18 protein-coding genes are annotated in these 20,049 nt (G+C 47.4%); 9 read left to right on the top strand and 9 right to left on the bottom strand.

Annotated elements, in window-relative coordinates; genetic code table 11:
- Positions 1 to 203: 203 nt before the first annotated feature.
- From EZE20_RS15705 to EZE20_RS15730, 6 genes are all read left to right on the top strand, one after another.
- Positions 204 to 542 (top strand): PadR family transcriptional regulator, encoded by a 339-nt coding sequence (locus EZE20_RS15705; RefSeq protein WP_132119517.1) that lies wholly within the window; start codon positions 204 to 206, stop codon positions 540 to 542.
- A 48-nt stretch (positions 543 to 590) separates the two neighbouring features.
- The gene (locus tag EZE20_RS15710; protein ID WP_132119346.1) at positions 591 to 1,277 is read left to right on the top strand and encodes a hypothetical protein; all 687 of its coding nucleotides are present in this window, start codon (positions 591 to 593) and stop codon (positions 1,275 to 1,277) included.
- 71 nt (positions 1,278 to 1,348) lie between these two features.
- On the top strand, positions 1,349 to 2,161 hold the full coding sequence (locus EZE20_RS15715) for an Fpg/Nei family DNA glycosylase (protein ID WP_132119348.1): 813 nt from the start codon (positions 1,349 to 1,351) through the stop codon (positions 2,159 to 2,161).
- Between the two features lie 339 nt (positions 2,162 to 2,500).
- On the top strand, positions 2,501 to 3,586 hold the full coding sequence (locus tag EZE20_RS15720; RefSeq protein WP_228713788.1) for a DmpA family aminopeptidase: 1,086 nt from the start codon (positions 2,501 to 2,503) through the stop codon (positions 3,584 to 3,586).
- A gap of 85 nt (positions 3,587 to 3,671) precedes the next feature.
- Positions 3,672 to 3,914, top strand: a complete 243-nt coding sequence (locus EZE20_RS15725; protein ID WP_132119352.1) for a nitroreductase family protein — start codon at positions 3,672 to 3,674, stop codon at positions 3,912 to 3,914.
- A complete protein-coding gene (locus EZE20_RS15730) occupies positions 3,911 to 4,324 on the top strand; it encodes a PIN domain-containing protein (protein WP_132119354.1) in 414 nt (137 codons plus the stop codon). Before EZE20_RS15725 ends, EZE20_RS15730 begins: the two co-directional genes overlap by 4 nt.
- Before the next feature lie 69 nt (positions 4,325 to 4,393).
- Here the strand turns inward: EZE20_RS15730 and EZE20_RS15735 are convergent, their stop codons facing one another.
- From EZE20_RS15735 to EZE20_RS15745, 3 genes are read right to left on the bottom strand one after another with little or no spacing between them, the layout of a single operon-like run.
- Positions 4,394 to 5,716 carry an Nramp family divalent metal transporter gene (locus EZE20_RS15735; RefSeq protein ID WP_132119356.1) on the bottom strand — a complete coding sequence of 441 codons (1,323 nt, stop codon included), beginning with the start codon at positions 5,714 to 5,716 and terminating at the stop codon, positions 4,394 to 4,396.
- A 20-nt stretch (positions 5,717 to 5,736) separates the two neighbouring features.
- Complete coding sequence (locus EZE20_RS15740) at positions 5,737 to 7,065, bottom strand: hypothetical protein (protein ID WP_132119358.1); 1,329 nt, start codon at positions 7,063 to 7,065, stop codon at positions 5,737 to 5,739.
- Entirely contained in the window at positions 7,062 to 8,507 is a 1,446-nt protein-coding gene (locus EZE20_RS15745; RefSeq protein ID WP_228713790.1) for a cellulose synthase family protein, read from the bottom strand. Before EZE20_RS15745 ends, EZE20_RS15740 begins: the two co-directional genes overlap by 4 nt.
- Positions 8,508 to 9,030: 523 nt before the next feature.
- On the opposite strand from EZE20_RS15745, the gene EZE20_RS24060 reads away from it, so the two are divergent.
- Positions 9,031 to 9,186, top strand: coding sequence for a hypothetical protein (locus EZE20_RS24060; RefSeq protein ID WP_165933489.1), 156 nt, complete (start codon positions 9,031 to 9,033; stop codon positions 9,184 to 9,186).
- The gene (locus EZE20_RS15750) at positions 9,179 to 9,961 is read left to right on the top strand and encodes an HNH endonuclease (RefSeq protein ID WP_132119360.1); all 783 of its coding nucleotides are present in this window, start codon (positions 9,179 to 9,181) and stop codon (positions 9,959 to 9,961) included. The genes EZE20_RS24060 and EZE20_RS15750 overlap by 8 nt, the downstream gene beginning before the upstream one ends.
- Positions 9,962 to 10,033: 72 nt before the next feature.
- Here the strand turns inward: EZE20_RS15750 and EZE20_RS15755 are convergent, their stop codons facing one another.
- The 5 genes from EZE20_RS15755 to EZE20_RS15775 all read right to left on the bottom strand — a co-directional run bounded on the left by EZE20_RS15755 (position 10,034) and on the right by EZE20_RS15775 (position 17,912).
- Positions 10,034 to 10,549, bottom strand: a complete 516-nt coding sequence (locus tag EZE20_RS15755) for a helix-turn-helix domain-containing protein (protein WP_132119362.1) — start codon at positions 10,547 to 10,549, stop codon at positions 10,034 to 10,036.
- A complete protein-coding gene (locus tag EZE20_RS24645) occupies positions 10,546 to 10,779 on the bottom strand; it encodes a DUF4160 domain-containing protein (protein WP_132119521.1) in 234 nt (77 codons plus the stop codon). The genes EZE20_RS15755 and EZE20_RS24645 overlap by 4 nt, the downstream gene beginning before the upstream one ends.
- Before the next feature lie 88 nt (positions 10,780 to 10,867).
- Positions 10,868 to 13,543: a YCF48-related protein gene (locus tag EZE20_RS15765; RefSeq protein ID WP_132119364.1), complete on the bottom strand. Its 2,676-nt coding sequence runs from the start codon at positions 13,541 to 13,543 to the stop codon at positions 10,868 to 10,870.
- 216 nt (positions 13,544 to 13,759) lie between these two features.
- A complete protein-coding gene (locus EZE20_RS15770) occupies positions 13,760 to 17,182 on the bottom strand; it encodes a YCF48-related protein (protein WP_132119366.1) in 3,423 nt (1,140 codons plus the stop codon).
- Positions 17,183 to 17,228: 46 nt separating this feature from the next.
- Positions 17,229 to 17,912 (bottom strand): glycosyltransferase family 2 protein, encoded by a 684-nt coding sequence (locus EZE20_RS15775; RefSeq protein WP_394345652.1) that lies wholly within the window; start codon positions 17,910 to 17,912, stop codon positions 17,229 to 17,231.
- A 123-nt stretch (positions 17,913 to 18,035) separates the two neighbouring features.
- On the opposite strand from EZE20_RS15775, the gene EZE20_RS15780 reads away from it, so the two are divergent.
- Positions 18,036 to 18,842: a Rossmann-like and DUF2520 domain-containing protein gene (locus EZE20_RS15780; RefSeq protein ID WP_132119370.1), complete on the top strand. Its 807-nt coding sequence runs from the start codon at positions 18,036 to 18,038 to the stop codon at positions 18,840 to 18,842.
- Here the strand turns inward: EZE20_RS15780 and EZE20_RS15785 are convergent.
- The gene (locus EZE20_RS15785; RefSeq protein WP_132119372.1) at positions 18,835 to 20,049 is read right to left on the bottom strand and encodes an AGE family epimerase/isomerase; all 1,215 of its coding nucleotides are present in this window, start codon (positions 20,047 to 20,049) and stop codon (positions 18,835 to 18,837) included. The genes EZE20_RS15780 and EZE20_RS15785 overlap by 8 nt on opposite strands.

Below are 20,049 nucleotides of genomic sequence, written 5' to 3' on the forward strand. Positions count from 1 at the left end.
CTATATGGATTAATACTTCATGTTCCTGCTCATAACCACCGGATTACCCAAATGGTGTGCAAAATTAGGGAAAATTTATGGGAACAGCCTACCTCAGCTTCAAGGCACAAAGTACCGAAGAGATTTTTTATACCTCAACTCTTGATACATCAAATTCTGATGTATACATTTGCTTTCGGTTTTATGCAGGAAAAAATAGTGTTATGAATAATTCTCAACTATATAAAGGAAGCCTGACCACCGTAATCTTGAAATTGCTGGAAGAAAACGGACGCATGTACGGCTACGAAATGACCCAAAAGGTAAAAGAACTTACGGCTAACGAGGTCACTATCAACGAGGGAGCGCTGTATCCGGCTCTTCACAAACTCGAAGCCGACGGCCTGCTGACGGTGGAGGTAGTACCCGCCGGAAACCGGATGCGCAAGTACTACTCGATCACGCCCAAAGGACAAACCGAGACGGTCAATCGCCTGGCTGAACTCGAAGAATTCATGAAACACATGCAACTGCTGCTGCACCCGAAGGTAAGCCTTGGTTAACAATTATCTAATTTCCCGTAATTCTTTCACTCGTAAATTTTCGGCCCAATGAAACATTCTGACCCTGCACTGACCGATGCACAAATTGATGCCCTGACGGAATTTGTCAAAAGAAAGTACGTGGATTACTACGACGTACAGCTCGAACTTGTAGACCACCTTGCCAGCGAAATTGAGCAACGCCTTGCCGCTACTCCGGCGCTCTCGTTTGACACAGCCCTGCAGCAGGTTTACGCCCGCTTCGGGATTTTTGGATTTACGGAAGTCATTGAAGAAAAAGCCAAAGCAGTAAACAGAAAAAACAGGCATTTATTCTGGAAATCTGTTAAAAGCCTGTTTGTATTGCCAAAAATAATCGGCACTCTGATTTTAACCCTAATTCTGTTTATCGCTTTCGACGTGCTTGATCCCAAAACCTTTCTGCTTGCAAACGGGCTCTTTGCACTTTTGGCTGACGGAATTGCGATCTATTATTTTTTCAGAAAAAGACCCCGAAAAGATCGACAGCTACTTGCTATGCAGTACCACAATACACTGCACTTCGGCCTTACGTTCAACTTGTACCTCAATTATTACATCTGCTATATTCTTTTTCTTCCTTCTTTGAGCGGTTCGGGGCTACTCCTAATTCCTGCAATTTGTGTAGTTGGCTGGATTAGTTTTTTTGGTGGCGCTTTGGCTTTCGATGCATTGCATCAGGAGCAACAGAAACTTTACCCGATGGCTTTTGCCTGAAAAAACCATTTTCTGTTCGGACGGGTTTTGTAAAGTGAACCAGATAATTTTCATGAAAGTAAATTCACTTTATGCCCGAGCTACCCGAAGTAGAAGGTTTCCGTTTGTACCTGGAAGCCACAAGCCTGCATCAGCCGATTGTCAATTTTGATGTGGAAGATACCCGACTCCTGACGACGGACCCGGTTGTCCTGAACGAAGCACTTCATGGCGCTGCATTCACGGGCACCCGGCGGGTAGGCAAAAACCTGTTCGTTTATACCACCAAACCCGCCGTCATTTTGCGAATGCATTTTGGCATGACCGGGTCGCTGGAATACTATCATACTTCGCTGGATCGGCCTCGGCATGCGCGTATGGTGTTTTCGTTTTTGAGCGGATTCAATCTTGCGTTTGTTTGCCCACGGAAGTTTGAGCGTATCGGCTTGGTGACTGATATTGATGGGTACTTACAGGATAAAAAAATCGGGAAAGATGCCCTCGAACTCACCGAAGAAGAGTTAGCCACTGCCTTGGCTCATCGAAAAGTTCCGATCAAATCGGCCCTACTGGATCAGCGGGTAGCCGCCGGCGTGGGCAATTGGATTGCGGATGAACTTTTGTATCAGGCCAAAATTCATCCCGAAAAAATAGCCGCCACCCTTACCAAAGCGGAGGTACATGCCGTGTGGAAAGCAATCGGGGAAGTGTTGCAAAAAGCGATTGAAAAAGAAGCGCGCTACGCTGATTTCCCACTCTCCTACCTCATTCACGCCCGAGCCTGGGACACCTCGCCACACCCGAATCAAGAGCAACATCTGCGGTGTCAGCGCGATGGAACAAAGATTGAAATTAGTAAAGTTGGAGGCCGAACCACGTATTTTTGCCCGGTTTGTCAGGTATGAACAGGTTCTTTCCGGTTATTTGTGAAAATTAATGCATTTTTATACGTTACTACTGTATTGATAAGACCGTCAAAGAGTTTTACTTGTTTTCGTCGCAATAAAAATGGGAGCAATTTAACTACTTGAATAATCATTGTTCGATGTACCCAAATAAATACGAATGAGGTAAAAATTCACGTGGACTGGACAGATTCCATTGTATTAAGATTCAATAGCACGAATCAGGCTACTAACTTTCATCAATTACCTTGTAATTCAAAAAGTATAACTTATCCAAAAACCATCATGAAACACCCGCTCCCTACTTCTCTCTTGTGCACATTGCTTTTCATTTCTAGTATGTTTACCCATGCAAACGCCCAAACCCGCCCACGCGATCTTGGCCTGACAATTGGCGTGCTGCCTGCCGGAAATCTAAATGCCATCACGGACGTAGCCGGAGTAAAAGTCGGACAAGTAACCTTGCTTGAAGGGCGGAATATCCGAACGGGAGTTACGGCTATACTACCGCATGACGGAAATATTTTTCAGAATAAAGTTCCTGCCGCTGTATTTGTTGGAAATGGTTTTGGAAAACTTGCCGGATCCACGCAGGTAGAAGAATTAGGCACGCTCGAAACACCCATCATCCTGACCAACACCCTCAGCGTACCCACCGCTGCTGATGCGCTGATTGACTGGACCCTTGCGCAGGCAGGCAACGAAAACGTGCGTTCGGTAAATCCGCTCGTAGGCGAAACCAACGACGGTGGCCTGAACGACATTCGTGGGCGGCACGTCACAAAGGATCACGTCTTGACCGCCCTTCGCACGGCAGAGACGGGGGCCGTGGCCGAAGGAAACGTAGGTGCCGGAACCGGAACGGTGGCTTTTGGCTGGAAAGGTGGCATCGGCACGGCATCACGCAAGCTGCCCGCCCGGCTCGGAGGCTACACAATAGGTGTACTGGTGCAAACCAACTTTGGCGGTGTGTTGCAGGTCAACGGCGTACCCGTTGGGGAAGAGTTGGGACAATATTCTTTTAAACAATCGCTTGATAAATCGTCGGATGGCTCCTGCATGATGATCGTGGCGACCGATGCGCCGCTTGACGCCCGCAATCTGAAACGTCTGGCACAGCGGGCAATGCTCGGATTGGCCCGTACAGGCGGCATTGCATCCAATGGCAGCGGCGACTATGTCGTAGCATTTTCGACGGCCAACCGAGTGCCGCACAGTACCGACGATCGCACAACTGCCGTCGTGGTGCTGCACAATGACTTCGTGTCTCCGCTCTTTTTGGGGGCCATAGAAGCCACCGAAGAAGCAATCATCAACTCGCTGTTCATGGCCGAAACTTCCACTGGTTTTCAGGGACATAAGGTAGAGAAATTGCCAACAGAAAAGGTATTTGAATTGATGAAAAAATATGGACGCGGGAAATAAATCCAGTATTTTAGTGTTAAAATGTAGACCAGTTGTTTTTGGTAGCAGGTACTCAATTTATCTACGGTTATAAAAAGCAGAAATCATGGGACATAGCATCATTATAGAAACACCAAGCGACAAAGATTTCGCTCTGTTCAAAGAACTGGCAGAACGTTTGGGGCTACGTACACATGAGACATACGATGTGCCGACGTTGGACAAAGCAGAAGAAAAAGCCCTTTTTGAAGAAGTGGCAGGAAGTTGGCAGGGAGATGAAACCGGTGATGAGTTAGCCGAGTTTCTTAGAAAGTCCAGAAATGATAGCCCACGCAGTATACAATTATGAGCTATTATTTGCTGGATACCAATATCTGCGTTCATTTTCTGAAAGATGAATATGAAATAAAAGAACGGATTGAAAGTGTTGGTTTATCATCCTGTTTTTTATCAGAGATCACTATTGCAGAATTACTTTTTGGCGTTGAAAATAGTTTGCCTACTCGTAAACAAAGCAATCTAGCTAAGGTCAAAAAATTACAGACGCTTTACTCGGGCCGTATTTTAGGAATAGGTCCTGCTTTACATGAAGATGCACGTCAAAAAACACAAATACGAAAAATGGGCCGCACGGTCGGTGAATTTGATCTACTCATTGGGAGTACGGCAATTGTGCACGAGCTTATTCTGGTAACACGCAATACCCGTGATTTTGAAAATTTATCTGGTATTATTTTGGAAAGTTGGGTTGATAAATAACAAAAGCGAATTTTCGTACATGCTACATTTGCAAAAAATTACTATTCAAAAAATCTATTTAGCCTCCACCTACAACACCTGCCACACTCCATAGCCGCTGACAATCAGAATAGATACAATGCTTAACCAAAATAAAACATCGTAGAGGCGGGAGGGGCGCAGGGCCGTAGGCAGTGAGCGGTAGCGATACACCCACGCTACCCACACAATGAGCAAAAGCAAAACCGACGTGGCGATACCCCCCAGGATCACCATCATGACGGGCGATTGGAAAAAGAGGAAAAAGGCGCACCACAAAAACGGAAATACCCACGAAAAAATAGCAATGGAACGGCGGCGCTGCTCCACAGTATCGTAGTTGAGCCAACCCAACTGCCCAAAGGCGTCGCCGTAGACCCGTGCCCAACTTGCCGTAGCCGTAAACAACGTGGAGTATAAAGCCGTAAAAGCACCGACCAAAAACAACGTTTCGGCCCACGGGCCCAGGGTTTCGGTAAAGATGCGCGACAAAACGGCAATCATCCGGTAGCCTTCGGGAACTTCACCACTGCCATGCAGCACTGCGGCGCCCAGCAAATAAAAGGCCGCCGTGACGACGGTATACACGATCATCGACAAAATAGCGTCCAGGTACATGACCCGAATCCAGCCTTTGGCGCGGGCGGCCCAGGCTTCGGTGCCGTCGTTGGGGCCGGTGTAGGCCGCATAGCCTTTTTCGATACACCAGTAATTATAGTACATGATTTCGTCACCACCTACGCCCGTTATTCCGAAGGCACCAAAGGCTACCGCTACGGCTTCGGGAGGTAACTTAAAGCTGATTCCTTCCTGAATATCCGTCCAACGTATAGCATATACCGTTCCTTGCAAAAGAAAGAGAGAAACCAGCACGACCGACGAAAAAAGAACGATCATAATCAGTGATCCTTTTTCAATAGGCTTGTAGTAGCCCCGATAAACCAGCAAGGCCGTTACCAACGCCGCCAGAAATGCCCAAATATTGACCGAAACCACCGGAAAAGCCATGTTGAGCACAATGGCGACACCACCCACAATGCCGCCCACCTGCATCAATTTCAGCCCTTGCAGCGACAGCCACAGCCACAGGCTCCAATGCGTGCCCCGCCACCGCAGGCCGGGCAGGCGGTTGAAATTGTGCATCGTGAAGGTACCCGAATAAATGGCGTTTTTGCCAAATTCCAGTTGCAGTGCTACTTTCACCAGGCAGCTCACGAGAATTACCCAAAAGGTCACAAACCCGGCTTTGGCACCTAATGTGGTGGTGGCAATTAGCTCACCGGAGCCCACAATAGCCGCTGACATAATGAAACCCGGACCCAGGTAACGCAGCTGTCCGAGTATAGTTTTGGGAGGATCAAGTTGAGAAATCATGCGCACGTGCAAGGTTAGCTTTACTCCTCAAAAGCGGCACGACGAGTTTTATTACTCCAAAGCTCCCAGGCCAGCCAGCCCCAAACCAGCGCGTATTCCAACACAAGTACCCAGCTTTTTTCTACAAAAACCGGAGTTTGATAGGCCGTATACGTAAGCGGTAACAGCACCGACCAAACCAAAGGAAACCGGAACCGCCCCAACACGCACAGCGCCAGCAACGGCACCACGTACCAGGGATGTACGGTAGTGGCACAAAAAAGATAGACGGTCAGAATCAGCAGCAGCCGTTCGTAGCGATTGATTGGTAATATTTGCCCAAAAGAAAGGAAAAGAATGGTCGAAAAACTAAGCAGAGAAAGCAGCGGCCCCAGCGTAGCAATGGGATTGTAACCCAAAATCCACATGCCGATTTTACGAAGCAGGTAGTACAAACTTGCGTTGAACTCAAACGTCCGAAAGTACAGATCCAGGCTTGTAGAAAAACGTTCGATGATGAATTTATCAAAGAAAAACAGAAAAGGAAGTAGCACAAGAACCCCAACTAGTGAACTGTAAATCAGTGCCTTAAATTTATTTTCTTTGGGTATTAAAGTGGGTAGAAAAATGAGTGGCAAGAGCTTGACACCAACGGCTAAACTTAGAAAAAAGGCAGAACCGATTTTGTTTTTATTCGGATAAAAATACAGGCACGCCAGCACAAAACAGATCATGAGCCCCTCGTAGTGAACATTAGGTATGAGCTCCACAATGACCAACGGATTGAGCGCATAGAGCAAGGTGCCTCGTCGGACTTCTTGCTTATTTTTACCCATTTTTTGCAGGAGTTGAAAAAGCAGCCACAAAGACGCAAATTCTCCCAGCACAAGCGGTAGTCGTAGCCAAAATATAGTAGCTGACTCGCTGGAAGTCAGAAGGGTAGATACCCAAAACCACAGCTGCAAAAGCGGGGGATACACGGTGTAATAAGCCGGGGAATTGAGTCTTTGAAAAAGCTCCGGCGTAAGTCCGGCCTGTGTGGCTATATCAGTTGCTACTAGTTCGGAGGGAAGGTACATGTACGGATTATGGCCCTGCGCCAGCAGCCGTCCGTCCCAAATGAAGCGAAAAACGTCGTCTGACAGTACCGGAACTGACCACAGGCCCACGCAGCGAAAAACCAGCGCTGCAACCAGAAAAAGGCTAAAATGCTGTTCTGCTTTGTAATAAAAAGCCAATGCATACAGCAAAAACAAGGCTCCCCAGAGACTCAGTAAAAGAGATGTATCGGTGCGTTGCAGGCCATAAAGTAGCCAACCGTAACCCGCTGCTGAAAGCAAAATCCAGAGGATTGCAAGATATTTTTTCATGACTTAACCCGCGAATGCCGTACCGAATAGTACGCAACAAAGCCGTAACCCACCACTAAAAGCGCATGAAAAGCCAGTGCGCTATATTGCTCTGTATACAGTCCGAGCGCTATTCCGGCTACAAAATACAGCACAAGACCCAATTCGAGCCAGGTCATCGGCGGAATCTGCCGGGCCAGGTAGGTGTTGGCCTGCCAACGGTCGCCACGCTGCGTGACGTTGAACTTGGGCGTGCGAATAAAGGGCGTTTTTTTGCCTGCATAGCCTTCCAGCACCGCCACGGCATTGTGCAGCGACAGCCCGAGCATAATGACCAGAAAGGCCGGAAAACGCAGCAAAAATTGCCCCAAATTTCCTCCGTTTCGTCGGAAAGCAGCCCAGTAGAACACGCCCATACTCACCAGGCTTAGCTGAAAAAACGCCAGCCACTGCCACCCCAAACCCAGCAAAAGCACCGGGACGCTCAGCAGCGCCGTAAGAAGCGTAGCCACAAAAATGGAGCTGTTGAGCAAGTGGAACGTTGCGTAGAGTTTTGTAGCCCACGACAGCTGCCCGTTGCGCCAGACGGCAGGCAGATTTTTACGCGCGCACTCGGCCGCTCCTTTGGTCCAGCGGTATTGCTGCGACTTCACGGCGGGCATCGTGACGGGTAGTTCGGCGGGAGAAATCAGGCCTTCGAGGTACACAAAACGCCAGCCTTGCTGCTGTGCCCGGTAGCTCAGGTCAAGGTCTTCGGTGAGGGTGTCAGCCGACCATCCGCCCGCCGCTGCAATCGTGGCCACGCGCCACACCCCCGCCGTTCCGTTGAAGTTGATGAAGTGCCCGCCAGCGTTACGGCCGGTTTGCTCCACGGTAAAATGGGCATCAAGCCCGAACGCCTGCAAGCGGGTGATGAGCGAAAAATTTTCGTTGAGATGCCCCCACCGTGACTGCACCACCCCCACGGCCGCATCGCCAAAATAAGGAATTGATTTTTTCAGAAAATCGGGCGTTGGTACAAAATCAGCATCGAAAATGGCCACAAATTCGCCCTTTGCCAGCGTAAGACCATGTGCCAGCGCTCCGGCTTTGTAGCCCGTGCGGGTGGCCCGGCGGATGTGCGCTATGTTGTAGCCAAGTGATTGATAATGAATTATTTTTCTGGAAATAATATCGACCGTATCGTCGGTAGAGTCGTCGAGAATCTGGATTTCGAGGCGTTCTTTGGGGTAGTCAAACTGCGCCACGGCATCAATCAGGCGTTCGATGACGTAGCGTTCGTTGTAGACCGGCAGCTGCACCGTGACGAGCGGCAGCCGGGCCGGTAGCGGCAGCGCCGACTCTCGTTTTCGGGCTTGCCAATAGCTTTTCACGAGCCCCGCCTGCGACACGCTGTATGCGAAAATGAAGAGGACAGACAGCAAATAGGGAGTCAGGACAATGTATTGCAGTGCGTCAGACAAAATGGTTAACGATTCAGAATCACTTTACTGATTTTGGTAAAGGCGCCCACCCAGGGCTGCCCTTTCACCACCAAAGGTATAATACTTTCCTGACTTGATGGGGTAAATAAATGATTTGTGTAGAAGGAGGTCGGGCAGAAAAATGATTTGCCGGTTCAATTCATGACTGAGAAAATTACCGATGAAGATTCCGTCAGAAAAGTATTAAATGCAGTTGAGAAGAAAGTAAAGTAATTGAAGTCTACTTGTGTAAAAAATTAACAGATGTCACAAGAGATATAGAGAGTTCTGCGCATCTTTCGAGGACAAAGAATTCAATTGTAGTTTCTTGCCGCTCATAGCAATGTCATGTTATCGAGCCAACAGGAGTCAGGAGTTTTCCCGTACTTTGTACAAAAAAGTTATGTGCGTGTTTCTTCGGGCCTAAGTTACCCGCTGCAAGTTTGCCCCCACTGTACCGATGCAATCGTTCCTCAACTGAGATTTTCGTTACGAACCTTAAAGCGTATTAAACCAAAAACTTATGAACACAGAAAAAATTGAACTCGCCCTACAATCCGCCTTAGCTCTCCTGACTAATGAACTAGGCTGCATTGAACTGGATGAACTAAAAAGCGATTACATTCGGGTAATTGAACAGCTGGAAATCGCATTACAGGAAATCAGTCAACATGAGTAAATGGTCAAGAGAAGAATTCATGCTCGTAATGAATTTGTATACCAAGCTTCGCTACGGTCAATTTAATAACCGCAATGCAGAAGTTATTAGGCTGGCAAAGCTAATCGACAAAACTCCCGGAGCAGTTGCGTATAAACTTGTGCACCTTTCCAGTCAGGATCCAAAGCACCAAAACCGGGTAAAAGGCCTGGCCAATCCGGGAAAAAATGCAATTGCCATGTATGCGGAATTTTCTGGCAATTGGGCTGAAATGCTGTACCAAAGCGAAGTGCTTCTGGCTAGCTATCAACATAAAAAGGTTGAAGAAATAGCGTTGGATCAGATTGAAATTCAGGAAATCGAAAAGGATATTTTAAGTGGAAAGGAAGGAAAAGACATAGAAAGGATTGTCAAAACGCGAGTAAATCAATCGCTGTTTAGAAAGGTAGTGATGAATAACTATTCCAGCGCTTGTGCTATCTGCGCTCTTGACGTACCGGGACTTTTAGTTGCAAGCCACATCTTAAAATGGTCGGAGGATTTAGTAAATCGCCTAAATCCAGAAAACGGTATTTGTTTATGTTCGATTCACGATAAAGCATTTGAGCTAGGCTACATCGGCATTGATTCTACCTATAAAATTTTGATTTCCAGCGAAGTCCAACGCATAAAAGAAAAAGAGGCCTACGCTTCTCTATTTGGAAGGCACGAGAATCAATCACTCATTCTCCCGGATAAATTTTATCCTGACATTCATTTTTTGGAAAGCCACCTGCATACAACCTTCAAAGGGTAGTTCAGAGTTTACTAACGCTGAACTACCCTCTTTTGAATTGATGTTACAGATTTGGCTTGTGTGTACGAACCACTACTCCTGTATGCTTATTTTCATTTTTTTTCCAAGCCCGCCTTCTATGATCCGTACCAAAGTGGCCAATTCAATTCCCGTCCGATTATTTTCTACCCGGGAGATATAGTGCTTTGTGGTACCGCTTCGGGCGGCGAGTTCCTCCTGAGTCAGACTCAGTTCGTTTCTTACTTGCCTGATCAGAAGTCCTATTTCGATTTGCCGGGATTCGTCGAGTCGACTATTTTCATATAGAACAATAGGATCCAGATCGTATGTGTATTGTATCGGCTCGCCCGTATCGTCACTGCCTTGGAGTATGATATTCTCCCAAGCCAGGGTTCCATCACTTAGTTTTACTTTTTCAAATTCTTCTCTCGATTGCACCAAAGGGAACTCTACATCTCCCATTTTAATAGCCCACTTTTTAAAGAGCTCCTTGAAATCTATAATTCTGGATTCCCCATTGTTGAATAAACAGGCGATTTCGTATCCTTTCACACTGTGAATTTTCAGTATTCTCTTGATAGTTCTCATAATCGTACGTTTAATTTGTTCCACTCCCTGAGCAAGAAGTCAGGGTTCTTCGACGCCCACTCTATCACTTTTTTTCGGTGCCTGGTAGGAATACTCCCAGAATAGGTTGAAAGGTTAGAAATAATAATTAGTTCTTCGTGTTCAGCAACCAGCACATGAAAATGAGGCGGGCTATGATCCCGGGCATAGATGTAAATTTTTATGGAATCAATGGTCTTGATGCAGGGTATTTGAAATTTTTATTCAAATTTAGTCAAAGTTGCTTAATTCGTCAACTTTTTATTTGCCCATTAAAGACCCAAAGCCCCTTCCCCCCCTTTACCGATTCAAAACCACCTTGCTAACTTTACTAAAAGTACCAGCCCGAACTTTGACGAGATACGTGCCGGAGGTCAATCCTTTAACATCCAGTGGAATGTTGCTTTCCGGCGCAGTGGAGGCGATGTGCTGTACCCGTAGTTGTTGCCCTGACAAACTCAGAATTTCGATGGCAACGGGGCCGCTCAGGTCTTTCAGAGATACATACACCTCGGCCTGTGTAGGATTTGGAAATACGTTTACGGTCGCAAGGCCCGGAAGTTCGTCAAGCGATGTAATCGTAAACACATACGCCGCAGACATCGGGCTTTGGCAGCCATTTTCGGTAACCTGCACCGTGTAGCTGCCCGACTCCGCAGGATCATACTCATTGCCCGTAGCTCCCGAAATAGCATTCGTATTCAAAAACCACTGATTGCCCCGTTCTGCGCTTGATACCAGTGTAATGCTGTTATTACTTACGGAAATGATTGGTTGGACAGGCAGGGGGTTTACCTGCACAGTGAGCGGCTCGGAAACCGACTGACATTCACTGATCGTAAGTTGCAGCAGCGTCCCTTTATTACCCACAATCCATCCGTGGGTGGTATCCGTAAAAAACACGTCATTTAGGGTTTGAGTAGTATGCGTCAGCTGTCTTAGCCAATGCTCGCCGCCATCCATGGTTTTTAGTAAAACTCCACCTTCGCCTACCACATAGCCGTTTTCGGCGGAGTTGAAAAAGATCCCGTACAAGGCTGTGTTTACACCAGACGATTGTTCGATCCAGGTCAGTCCGCCGTTTTGCGTTTTTAGCAACAGTCCATCGCTGCTTATGACCCAGCCAATTTGCTCATTTACGAAAAAACACCTTTGCAGGCTTTTTCCGTCACGTACCGTCAGCACTTGCCAGGTAGCGCCTCCATCGGTGGTTTTGGCGAGTTTACCGATATTGGTTGTAATAAATCCGGTGGCATCATTGACAAATTGCAGGTCTAGCAAGTTGGTAGTCGCCGGATTATTGCCGCTTCCAAAGTCGAGGGGTTGTGGTGTACGGGAGGCTCCCGAAAATCGGTACAGCGTCGAAACGCCAAACGAAGGGTATCGAGCAATATGCCAGCCGGTGGTGTCGGTCTGAAAGTAAGCTTTACTAATGGTCAGATCAGGCGGCATTCTGTTTCCAAAAAGCGTTTTCCAGGTGATTCCCCCATCCTTCGTGATCTGCAAGGTTCCGTAGCCTACCTTCCAGCCCAACGTATCATTCTTGAACTTTATCTGCTCTAAGGTGTATCCGTTCAAAACTCCTGAGGAACCTGTTTCGGTTTTGGTCCAGTCCTGCCCTGATTTCCAGGCCATTGTTACCGCTTTGGAGTCAGGATGTGGTACATTCATAATATGCCTGAACCTTCCTCCAACGGCAAATATTCCGGCAGAAGTTCCGCCTACTGAATGCAGGTCAAGGAAGGTTCGTGTTGGATATACATCTTTCCACTGATCGTCCAGCGTCGTCATGAGTCCGTCGGCACCTACAACCATTCCCTGCGTAGGCGTGCGCAACGCAATTGCATTAGGGTAAGCGTCATAGGGATTATCGTACACCAACATCCATTTTTTGCCGCCGTCACTTGTTTTAAAGATGGCACCTGAACTTATTCCATAACTTCCATACGTTCGTCTATACATTCGACCTACCAAAAAGCCAGTGAGTGTATCCGTAAACATGATTTCGGAAGTACCCAAATTAGACAACGATGGATAAGTGGCTGGAAAAGGCAGATCAATATCGGTCCAGGTACTACCGCCATCGGTAGTTTTTGAAATAGCCGTAGTTTGAACAAAGAGCCTTGTGGCTAATAAAGTACTGCGATTGATTGCAACTATTTTTTGAAAATTACACGAAGTACAAATCGAAAGGGTAGACATTAACTGCCAGTTTTCTCCACCATTTGCGGTTTTATAGAGTTTATTTCCAGAGGCTATCCACGCAAAATCTGCATCCACAAAAGACACATCCTGCAACTGAAAAGAATCCGGCAGTGCTATGGGTGTCCAGGCAGCGCCACCGTTGGTAGTTTTGAAGAGCTGCTCTCCTGCTCGTAAAAAACCGGCCGTCTCGTTAAAAAAAATAATTTTCTCGATCGCTCCACTCCATGTACCTGGCTGTTGAGTCCAGCTAATACCGCCGTCGGCCGTTTTTAGCAAGAGGCCATTTTGCCCGCCAATCCAGCCTGCCTGCGAGGTCAAAAAGAAGATGTTTGTAAAATTTTCCGTGTGCGGTACAGGCAGTGTATCCCAGGTTTGGCCACCGTCAATCGTTTTCATAAACAGCCCATTGTCTCCTACTATCCAACCTTCATTCTGCAAAAAGGCAATGTCGCGAAGCGTAACCTCCGGTCTGGCCTGTGCCAACCCGCGGCCCCATAGTTCATCCTTACGAGTAGCTTCCAAAGTATAAGTACCCGACGTATACGCCACGAGTGAAGTATCGGTTTTAGGAGTCAGGACCACCCCTTCCTTTTGCCAGCGATAGGTTGTATTCGGTTGAGCAGTTGTTGAAAGAACCACGCTATCGCCCTCACAAAAAGTGGCAGAGCCGGAGGTTTGGATAGTAGGTTTGCAATCCTGAGCAAAAAGTGAAGGAAGAGTTAAAAGCGCCAAAATCAGACTCCGGAGCGTATAGTGTAGATATACTTTCATAGCGATGGTTTTAAGTAATTAACTGGATACTAAACTACGAAATGAATCAGCTATTACTTAAAAATCCGGCTTAAAATTTTGTATCCTGTAAATACACAGTTGCCCAGAACCAGAAGTGATGCTTTTGACTTTTCGCTTTGAAAAAGCCATTCACATTACTCAGGTAACTTACCTGACGTGAAGGTTTGATTTTCAATAATGATCCCTCATCCTAACTTACCGATTCAAAACCACCTTACTGACTTTACTAAATGTACCGGCCCGAACTTTGACGAGATACGTACCGGAGGCCAATCCTTTAACATCCAGTGGAATGTTACTTCTCTGGGCAGTGGAGGCGATGTACTGTACCCGTAGTTGTTGCCCTGACAAACTCAGAATTTCGATGGCAACGGGGCCGCTCAGGTCTTTCAGAGATACATACACCTCGGCCTGTGTAGGATTTGGAAATACGTTTACGGTCGCAAGGCCCGGAAGTTCGTCAAGCGATGTAATCGTAAACACATACGCCACAGACATCGGGCTTTGGCAGCCATTTTCGGTAACCTGCACCGTGTAGCTGCCCGACTCCGCAGGATCATACTCATTGCCCGTAGCTCCCGAAATAGCATTCGTATTCAAAAACCACTGATTGCCCCGTTCTGCGCTTGACACCAGCGTAATGCTGTTGCCTGCCGTAATGACCGGCTGAGCAGGACGTGAAGTAACCTCTATGGGTAGCGGCTCAGAAATAGTTTTACAGCCTTTGGAATCTACTGTTTCGAGTGAATAGTTGCCCCCTTGATTGGCCGCAAAGGTATCTGTGGTTGCGCCGGAAATAGCAGTTCCGTCCCGAAACCACTGATAGTTGGTGATGGAAGCGCTGCTTGTACTTTGAACTTTCAGGTCAACAGTCTGCCCTTCACAGATTGTCGTTGACCCTTCTGCCAACAGGTTGATTTTGTATGCCGGTAAAATGACCACAGTATCCGAAAAAGAAGTGCAGCCTGCCTGTGTTGTTGCTTTTACCTGATACGTTCCACTTTCAGCAGTTACTACATTGGCCGCATTTGCATTTCCGATGGATACACCATTTCTAAACCATTCATAGCTAACATTCGGCACATTGCTCTGAACGCTGATTTCCAAGCTCTTTCCTTCACACAACGTGTTATCCTTTGGCGGAACCAAGCTCAGAATCGGACGTGGACTAGCGGTGACGGTAATTGAATTTGACTGATTTTCGCATCCCTCTGCATTCCTGACCACTACTGAGTACGTTCCACTTTGGGTAGCTGCAAACTGAATACCGGTAGCAACCGGAGCATTGTTTCTAAACCATTGATACGTGTAGCCGTTTCCTCTCGGAGCAAATAGCATCAGTGACAATCCTTCGCAAATGATGGTGGGGCCGTCGGCTGTAATTGTTGCCTGTGGCTTTGGATTAACTTTAATCACGACCGGGTCAGAAATGGAGCGGCACTCATTCACGGTAAGTTTCAGAACCGTGCCTTTTTCCCCTACGATCCAGCCTGTATTTGCGTCTGTAAATGAAACATCATTGAGCGTATTTCGAGTATCCGTAGTTTGTCGAATCCAACTGCTGCCGCCATCATTCGTTTTCAAAATAAGGCCTTCAACGCCTACGATGTACCCAACTTGCTCAGACAGAAAGTAAATTCCATTCAGTGAAGTAGAAACCCCGGAAGTTTGTTGCGTCCAGGATTGCCCTCCATTTTGTGTTTTCAGGATCACACCATCGTTGGAAATTACCCATCCGATTCTATCATTTACAAAAAAGCAACGTTGAAGACTCTTCCCTGCCCGGACCAGCTGCACGGACCAACTGTTGCCGCCATCGATAGTTTTGATGAGTTTTCCGTTGCTCGTAGTAATAAAACCTACATTGTCGTTGATAAATTGGAGATCGAGCATGCCGGTGTTATTATCAGGAGTATCTATATAAGATATAGGTACGGGCGTACGGGATGCTCCTGAAAATCGGTAGAGGGATGCTCCTCCAAATGCAGGATCACGAGAAATATAAAATCCAGAATTGACTGTCTGAAAATAGGCTTTATCAATAACAAAAGTTGGTGGTTGTGTATTACCAAAAAGGGTCTGCCAGGTTTCTCCACCATTGGTTGTCGTGGCCAAAACCCCAAAACCTACGCGCCACCCAAATTGATTATTCTTAAACTTGATCTGACGAACCGTATACCCATTACTGATCAGAAAATTACCGCCGGGAATATTTACCTGCGTTTCGTTTTTGACCCAAGGCATTCCTGCTTCCATCGTCAAAGTTACGGCCTTGGAGTCGGGATGAACCCCGCTTTCGGTTCTCCGGGGAGTTCCTCCGGCAGCAAATACCCTTTGGGGAGTTCCTCCAACTGTATGCAGGGGCAGAAAGGTTCGCTCGGGGAAAGGAGTTGAAATACTATCTGAATCGGCTACCCGAAGCATCAATCCGCCGGAACCTACCACATACCCCTGAGAAGAAGAACTGAACGCAATGGATCTGGGGTAGCCATTCGAAACATTTTCATAAATTAAAAGCCAGGTTTGTCCTCCATCTTTGGTTTGGAAAATACCGCCGCCGCTCACCCCATATTGGGCAAATACTCGCTTATAAAGCTGCCCAACGGCATAACCTGTTTGAGAATCGGTAAAGAAAAGGTCCGATACATTAAAAGTGGAAAGTGCTGGAAAAGTAGCGGGTATGCGTATGCTATGCTTAGACCAAGTTTGCCCTCCGTCCAGAGTTCTTGCTACTTGAGTAGGAAAATTGGTAACCTGCGAGCACGTGATAAACTCAACCCAGCAAGTAGCCGTATTTAAGGCAAAGATCCTTTGAACGCCCTGAGTGCAACTACTTTCAGCTGTATAGTTTAGTTGCCAGGAGGTTCCACCGTTGTCGGTTTTGTATAGCTGATTTCCGAGCGCAATCCAGCCAACGTTGGCATTAACGAAGGTGAAATTGGTAAGATTAGGGTCAGGCAAAATAAGTTCGGACCAGGCTATTCCCCCATTTATGGTTTTGAACAGTCGCCGATCTGCCAATACAAACCCGGTATTCTCGTTCAAAAATTTGATTTCCTGAATCGTACCCGACACCGGGATATTTACTTTGGCCCAGGTAGTACCTCCATTGGTTGACTTCAACAATAAACCACTTGCCCCGCCAATCCAACCAATCTGCGTATTCACGAAGCTAAGGGCAGTAAGATGGTCCTGCCGATTGGTCCTGATAGTATCCCAGGACAAACCATCCGTTGTTTTCAGCAGCAAACCGTAGTTTCCTACAATCCAGCCTGTATTTCCAAGAAACTGAATATCGTTGAGGTCGCTGTCGGGGCCGCCAGCCATTCCCCACGTCCAGGCTTCTTCTTTGCGAACGGTTTCAAGGCGATACGTTCCTGATTTGTTTACGACAAGTGTATTGGTATTGGCACCGGCAATGAAGGATGTATCCTGAATCCAGCGGTAGGTTGTGTTGGGAGTGGGCTCGACCCGCAGTTGCGTCGTGTCGTCTTCACAAAAAGAGTTCTTGCCAACTTCTACGCTGGGCTTACAATTTGGATCTACCTGTGCAAAAGATGGAAGCGTAACCACCGCAAAAAGAGAAATGGTTAAAAGAGTGTGTAGATATACTTTCATACAATGTTTATTAATGTAATTACTGGATACTAAACTACGAAAAGAATTATCTATACTTAAAAATCCAGCTTAAAATTTTGTAGCCGGCGAGCACGGTTCCCTTCACAGTGCCGGACACCTTAGAGTGGCCAATGCGGCGGCGATAGGTAACGGGCACTTCGCCTACGGCAAATCCCATTTTAGCGGCTTTGAGTTGCATTTCGACAGTCCAGCCGTAGGTCGTGTCCTGCATGTTCATGGCCAGAAGTTTGTCAAAACGAATCGCCCGAAAGGGGCCCAAATCGGTATAGGTTACGCCATAAAACCGGCGAATCAGATTGGTAGCCAGCCAATTGCCAAACACCTGCTGAGGAGTCATGGAGCCGGGCTCCCGCTTGCCTAAGGCCCGTGAGCCAATCACCATATCGAGGTTATGATCCAGCAGATGCTGCACAAGCTGCGGGAGTTCTTCGGGATAATCGGAGTAGTCTGCATCAATAAATACCAGAATTTCTGGCGGCTGAGCCTTTTTTTTGCAATAATCAATTCCTTTGAGGCAGGCAAAACCATAGCCCTGCCGGGGCTCGTCGAGCACAGTGGCCCCGGCTTCGGTGGCCGAGCGGCGGGTTTCGTCCCGCGAGTTGTTATTGACCACAACCACCTCCCGTACCAGTGGACGGGGCAGATCGCGCACCACATTTCCTACCGAATTCTCTTCGTTAAAAGCAGGAATAACAACATCTATCAGGATATTTTGCAAGTCTGAAAAGGGTTTAAGTCGTGAAAATAATTATATTTAGTCCCCGCAAAAGTAGGGAATCAGGGGCTGAGTTTTTTCATTCATCCCTGCCAAAACCTCCAAAAACAGCTGCTTATGAAAATATCATTTATCGGCGCCGGCAACGTAGCCTGGCATTTGGCTCAGGCTTTTGAAACAGCCGGACACATTATTTGTGAAATTTACAGCCGTGATACGCAAAAGGCCCGGCAGTTGGTTTCTGAACTTTACGACGCCCGGATTCAGCCGGACCTCAATTTTGCGGAAAGCGAAGCAGATATGCTGATAGTGGCGGCCTCCGACGATGCCCTCGAAAGCATCATGCAGCGGGTGGTTCTTCCCAAAGATGCCATGCTCATCAATACCTCCGGCAGCCGGTCGTTGGCTGAGCTTCAACATTTGGTCGAAATTTATAGCGATGTTCCCGTTCGTACCGGAGTACTTTACCCGTTAATGACCTTTACGCGGGAAGTTCCGCTGGATTATTCCCAAATCCCTTTTTTTGTGGAAGCAATTGACGACGAAACGGAGGATATTCTTCTGAAACTTGCCCGCAGTGTAAGTCTGCAGGTACAGCGAGGCGACTCCGAAGAACGTCGAAATCTGCACGTAGCGGCTGTTTTTGCCTGTAATTTCACCAATCATCTTTTGTCAATTGCCCACGATTTGCTCGAACACGAAACACTTTCGTTTCAGCTACTCAAACCGCTCATTGAGCAAACGATGCAAAAAGCGCTGCTCACTGACGACCCCGCCACTGTTCAGACCGGGCCTGCCCGGCGCTTCGATTGGGACATTACGAGCCATCATCTCGATTATTTGCAGGAGTTAAAGCCCGAGTGGGCCTCCATTTATCGACTCCTGACGGAGGATATCCGGGAGCGTCATTTTGAACCTAACTGAGCGGAGAGCGTTTTTGTGATCGTTGCTTTTTGTCCGTTGCGGGTGATATTTCGGCAGCAAGTGACAGCAATTTGAGCGTATTGACCAGATTTCGCACGGTACTTTCGCAGGATTTTTCGGCAGTAATTTTGTGGCGATACACCGGACTATTCTCCCGGCTTAGTTCTCCAAACCACTCGCCGTGCACAGGGTCAGGAAAATGAGTAAGCAGATATTCGCTCGTTTTTTCAAACGTATCCAGAAACACCGGACGTGCCGAAAGCAGGTGCGCTTTCAGGAACGTTTGCAGTGCTTCCAGATGCACCCAGGCCAATTTATGGTTCCAGCGGGCGTCGAGCGGGGGAAGACTTTTTACATCCATGAGCCAATAAAAACCACCATTTGTTTCGTCCCAGGCTGCTTTTGCAGTTAATTCGGTCAGGTCAAGCATCTGATTCAGCAGGCGGCGGTTTCGGGTACGGTCGGCAAATTCGAGGGCTATTCCAGCCATTTCGAATACCCGCCCCGGTACCAGCAGGCGTCCTTGCGGACAATCACAAAAATGCCCTTCCGGGGTTACATTTTCCAGTAAGATTTCGGTACGTTTATCATAAAAATCATTAGCCAGTTCCTGCAAAAAGCTGTCGAGCGTACGTTTGTACCATTTTCGGTCGGTAAAGCTTTCGGCTTCCAGCAGAATATGCCCGATCAGCACAAATTCGTCCAGCGATTTAAAAACCCTGCCTGAGGTTTCCAACTGTCGTTTTAACTGCGCATCCCGCTTTTTCAGCGTTTGAATTAACGTCTTCTGCGCCTGAGTCACATACTCACTTTCGCCTGTCGCTTTAAAAAGTTGGGCCAAAGCCAGCACAACCCACAAAGCCGGACTGAAATCGACGGCATCACTGACGGACGTACCACGGCGGTCGAGTTCGGCGTACCAGTTTCCTTTGGCATCCCGGCCATTTTCCATCAAAAACTTCACTACATCTTTGGCCATTAATAGCCAGGTGTCGTTGGGTGTCAGAGAATTATACGCATACGCAAACGCCCGGGCAGCGAGGGCCTGCGTTACTACGGGCTTATCCGTCGAAATCACCTCACCATTTTCATCAACTGCCTCAAAAACACCACCATACAGCGAATCAAAGGCAAACTTTTGCCAAAAAGGGAGCACATTTTCCATGAGCTCCCGACGGTAGTTTTCTGTTAACCCTGGAATATCCAT

The organism is Arundinibacter roseus, assembly GCF_004348825.1.
Classification (GTDB): Bacteria; Bacteroidota; Bacteroidia; order Cytophagales; family Spirosomataceae; genus Arundinibacter; species Arundinibacter roseus.